Origin of the sequence: Streptomyces sp. W16 (genome assembly GCF_033194735.1) — a bacterium.
Taxonomy (GTDB): domain Bacteria; phylum Actinomycetota; class Actinomycetes; order Streptomycetales; family Streptomycetaceae; genus Streptomyces.
On record NZ_JAWOAI010000821.1, the window covers coordinates 1 to 3027 of the forward strand.

The window sequence follows — 3027 nt, forward strand, 5'->3', positions numbered from 1 at the left end:
CGGCGGCGGCCTCCAGCACGGTGGTACGCCCCGTCCCGGTGGCCCCGCGCAGCAGCACGAGGCGGCCGGAGCCGGCCCGGGCATGCGCGGCCTCCGCCGCCAACAGCCGCGCCGCGTCCCGGTGTTCGCAGGGCATCACGGACGTTCCGGCGTCAGGCGTGGTCCCCGGCATCGCGGTCCTCCTCGTATCCGTCGTGGTCCGTCGTCCGTCCGATCTCGTGGTGTTGCTCGTGGTGCTCCACGATTGCGCGCGTCCCACCCGCCCCACGAGGGTGAGGAGTACACGGCCGCCACCAGCACAACTGGGGTGGCACGTATGCGGATCAGAGGGAGAACGTTGCTCAGCTCATCGCGGACCGCGCATCCCGGTACGGCCGACTCCGGCGACCGGATACCCGTGGCGGTCCACGCCCCGGACCCGATCTCGCGCGAGGGAGCACTCAGCCAGCTGCGCAGATACCCGGAGATCGACCTCCGCGAGGAGAGCGACACCGGCCCCGGCAGAGTGGCCCTGTTCATTGCCGACACACTCGACGAATCCGCGCTCACCAAGCTGCGCAGACTCGTGCGCAGCGAGGGCGGACGGGCCGTACTCGTCGTCGGGGCCCTGCGGGAGGCGGAGTTGCTCGATGTGATCGAGTGCGGGGTCGGCGCCATCGTATGGCGCCAGGAGGCGACCGCGCAGCGCCTGGTGCAGGCCGTGATCGCGGCGGCCCGCGGCGACGGCGACCTGCCGGCCGATCTCATCGGCAGGCTCGTCGAACAGGTCGGGACGCTGCACCGCAGCGCGGCGGGCCGGTCGGGAGTCCAGACGGCGGGGCTCGCGCCGCGTGAGGTGGACGTCCTGCGGCTGGTCGCCGAGGGACTCGACACCGGAGAGATCGCCAGCAAGCTCTCCTATTCCGAACGCACCGTCAAAAACGTGATGCACGGGCTCACCACCCGCCTTCATCTGCGCAATCGGGCGCACGCCGTGGCACATGCCCTCCGGGAAGGCTACATCTGACCGAACGGGCACTCGAAGCCGGACCCGAGGGCAACCCGCCGTGCCCGGCCCGCGTCCCCAAGGTGCTTGCGGGGAGGGCCGGTTGGGACGGCACGATCGGAGTACGGCCGACAGGGGCGTATCGGGCGCCGACGCGCACCGCGGGGCACGACAGCACGGCAGGGCGGGAGCACGGCGGTGATCCACGAGGTGGACGAGGTCCTGAAGGACCTGATCGGCGGCGGCGCACTGGCCGGTTCGGGCATCGAGGTCTCCTTCGACGCGCCGACCCGCGACTGGGCGGCCCGGCGCAACACCCCCACGATCAACACCTACTTGTACGACATCCGGGAGGACGTGCACCGGCGCCAGCGCGGGCATGTCGCCGTGCGCGACGAGCGCGACGTGGTCGTCAAGCGCCGCCAGCCGCCGCGCTGGTTCCGGCTCTCGTACCTGGTGACGGCGTGGACGAAACGGCCGCAGGACGAACACCGGCTGCTGTCCGCCGTGTTGGCCACCCTGATCCCGCGCGAGCTGCTCGCCCCCGCCGAACTTCCGGGTTCCCTCGGCGAGTTGGGACTGACGGTGCCGATCTCGGTGGCCGGCATCCAGACCGAGTCACGGTCCCTCGCGGAGATCTGGTCCGCCCTCGGCGGCGAACTCAAGCCGTCCCTCGACCTCGTCGTCACCGCGCCCTTCCCGGCCTACCCCGAGTACGACGCGGGCCCACCGGTCACCGAGGGCGCCGCGGTCCGCGTCCAGGGTCTCGACGGCACGTCACCGGGCCCGGAGGAACGCGCCCACCGCCCGCACCAGGTGACGGCGGCACGGGAGGCCCGCGAGGCGGCACGGCGCCGGAGGACGCCGGGGACGGGGACATGACCGTCGAGGAAGTCGGCGTGCCTGTCGGGGAAGTCGATGCGATGGCCGGGGACGGGAACGGGGACGTGACAGGCACGGACGGCGCAGCCCTCGTCGCCGAGCCGGAGGCCGACGCTCTCCTCGCCCGGCTCGGCCGCCTCCGCGAGCGCGTCGCCCTGCTCGTCGCGCAGCGCTCCGCCACCGACCCCACGGCCACCGACCCGTTGCGCGGCCTCTACCTGTCCGGGGAGGCCGTGGAGTACCTGCTCCTGCGGTCGCCCGAACCGGCGCCACCCGCACGGAAGTTGGCGCCCGACCGGACCGACCGACTCGCTGCCCTGCGGCTCACCGACCTCGACACCGCGCTCCTCCTCATCGCCCTCGCCCCCGACCTCGACCGCACCTTCGAGCCCCTCTACGGCTACCTCAACGACGACGTCAGCCGCCGCCGGGCCACCGTGGGACTGGCCCTCGACCTGTGCGGCATCCCGGCCCACCGGGCGGAGGGACGGGCCCGGTTCCATCCCACGGCCCCGCTGTCCGCCCTCGGGCTTCTCACCGTGGAGGAGCCCGAACGCCCTTTCCTCAGCCGCGCGTTGCGGGTACCGGACCGGATCGTGGCCCACTTGCTCGGCGACGACACCCCGGACGCGGCACTCGCCGGCCACCTCCACCCACTGGCGACGCCGAGAACGTCGTACGACGCGCACGACGGTCAGGACCCGGGCGGGGACGACGAGTTCACCCACTTCGTGGACCGGCTGGCCGTGCTGCTCGCCGGCGGTCCGCCGCTCGCCGTGTATCTGAGGGAGCGTCACGAGGGTGACGGACTGGTGTGCGTGTCGGCCGCGCTGGACGCGGCGGGCGTGCCCGCCGTGCGTTTCTCCGGTCCCGTGGAACGGGTGCCGGAGCTGCTGCGCGAGGCGCGGCTGGGCGGCCGTACGGTCGTGGTGAGCGGGCTGCCCGACCAACCCGGCGCACTGGTAAGGGCGTTGACGGATGCCGCTGATGTCTCCGTGGTGTTCGCCGCGGCCCGCCCGTACGACCCGCAGTGGTGCGAGAGCGACCCGCTGATCCTGGAGGCGCCCCGGCAGCGCGCGGCGGCGCTGCGTGCCTGGACGGAGGCCGTCGGCGAGGACAGCGGCTTCGACGTACGGGCCACCGTCGCGCCGTACCACCTC

At 73.2% G+C, this 3027-nt stretch carries 2 protein-coding genes and 1 pseudogene; all 3 read left to right on the forward strand.

The window, feature by feature from the left end:
* Positions 1-337: 337 nt before the first annotated feature.
* Complete coding sequence (locus tag R6V09_RS49885) at positions 338-1006, forward strand: helix-turn-helix transcriptional regulator (protein WP_317888049.1); 669 nt, start codon at positions 338-340, stop codon at positions 1004-1006.
* Between the two features lie 177 nt (positions 1007-1183).
* Positions 1184-1867: a DUF4255 domain-containing protein gene (locus tag R6V09_RS49890; RefSeq protein ID WP_317888050.1), complete on the forward strand. Its 684-nt coding sequence runs from the start codon at positions 1184-1186 to the stop codon at positions 1865-1867.
* Between the two features lie 41 nt (positions 1868-1908).
* A pseudogene (locus tag R6V09_RS49895) lies at positions 1909-3027 on the forward strand (ATP-binding protein); the annotation flags it as partial.